This is a genomic window from Roseimaritima sediminicola, from assembly GCF_009618275.1.
Taxonomy (GTDB): domain Bacteria; phylum Planctomycetota; class Planctomycetia; order Pirellulales; family Pirellulaceae; genus Roseimaritima; species Roseimaritima sediminicola.
This window is the reverse complement of record NZ_WIAD01000161.1, coordinates 1-522: the sequence shown is the minus strand read 5'-3', so window position 1 is coordinate 522 and position 522 is coordinate 1. Positions and strand designations below refer to the sequence as shown.

Genomic DNA, 522 nt, shown 5'->3' with positions numbered 1-522 from the left:
ACAGAACACAAGCGACAGTAACGTTGGTGGTCACCCGGCGGCGACCCATGATTCGGTGATCACGACACGACGTTGCCGCCGCTCGGGTGCACCACTTTGTTACCCCATGCCTTCAACGGTGACAATTTCGCCGAGGCACGAAATTCGCGGGTAGCCCACGAGAATTGTACCATCTGGGTGTCGGAAATCATATTCGTGCTTGCGAACCACGACGCTCGACCCCACTTTAAACTTGGCGGAACTAGACGTGTCAGACCGCCAGTCGCAGCCGTCTACACGCACGATTAGTGAGCATGTCAAGTCGAGGTAACGATCGGGACCATCCAAGACCGGACCAAACACTCCGTAACGAATATGCCCATCCTCAAGCCAGCCCGCGACGCGCATCACAAAAGAGGTTCGGTCAGCAAGAAACTCCTGTGGAGTGTCGGGACCTGCGACGTATTGTAGGTCATCCCACGGAGACACTCGAACCAACGCACCCACCGTTGCAATCGCGGTCATGAGTAGTTCAGGGTGGGG

1 protein-coding gene is annotated in these 522 nt (G+C 56.5%); it reads right to left on the bottom strand.

Annotation, left to right across the window (positions count from 1 at the left end; all coding sequences use genetic code 11):
- Positions 1-99 precede the first annotated feature (99 nt).
- The coding region (locus tag GE027_RS23525; protein WP_237607751.1) for a hypothetical protein at positions 100-522 on the bottom strand (423 nt) is incomplete at its 5' end.